At 29.7% G+C, this 1019-nt stretch carries 1 pseudogene; it reads left to right on the top strand.

The annotated features are described in order from the left end of the window. Positions 1-1019: pseudogene (locus tag ASJ81_RS13575) on the top strand (ISH3 family transposase); the annotation flags it as partial.

Here is a 1019-nt window from a genome sequence, read left to right as displayed (position 1 = left end):
ACTTTAAACGTATTGTTGCACGCCGCAACATCTTCTACAAACTCTCTCGAATCTGCAAGTAATGATTTACAAAGAAAGAATCCTGACTTACGAATACCTTCAGCGGATACTATTTTCAATTACATCAAGGAAAATAAAATTGAAGACATTCTTTCCTCTTTTAGAAAAATGAATCTTAATATTTTCAAGATAATGAAACTTGAAAACAATATTCATGATATAGCTATTGATTTTCATGACATTTCGTATTATGGAGACAAAAATACTCCTGGTATTAGGGGAATAAAACTAAAGAATGGTAGTTCATGGGGCAAATCATTCTGTACTCTTGATATAATTGGAACTTCTCACTTAACACTTGACGTAATAGACATTAATAGTTTGAACAAGAATTATTCTCTTTTCATCGAATCTTTATTCACAAGACTTAAAACAATAGGTGTAAAAACAGGAACATTATACCTTGATAAAGAATTTTTTAACACAGATGTGATTTCAAAATTGGATGAACTTAAAGTCAATTTTGTTATAGCAGCTAAGTCAAATCCAGTTATCAATAGAGAACTTAAAAATCATCAAAAAGAGTGTGGAAATACTTAAACGATTTTTAAATATCGATTTCAGAAAGGAGGACCTTCCTTCAATGTTGTGGCAATATATAATGATAAAAAGAAAAAGTACCTCCTGTTTGCTACAAACAAAAAAGCAGAATCTATTGAAAAATTTGAAAAGATGATTCCTGAAGAATATAAAAAACGATGGAATATAGAAACTGGCTATAGAGTAAAAACGATTTCAAGATACGATCATGTACAAAATCTCCAGTAGCAAGAGTATTGTTCTTTATTATCCAATGCATAATGTACAATGTACTAAATATGCTAAAGTCAGTTCTAGAAATTACAGCTTATGAGCTAAAATCATTAATAAATGAAGATATAAACAAAGCTGTAAGATATGGACTAAAGTCGCTTAACTTAATTCCAGTTAGTGTGTTACTGGATTGTTTGAGATGGTTC

Source organism: Methanosarcina spelaei, assembly GCF_002287235.1.
Taxonomy (GTDB): domain Archaea; phylum Halobacteriota; class Methanosarcinia; order Methanosarcinales; family Methanosarcinaceae; genus Methanosarcina; species Methanosarcina spelaei.
This window is presented reverse-complemented; position numbering and strand designations above follow the sequence as displayed.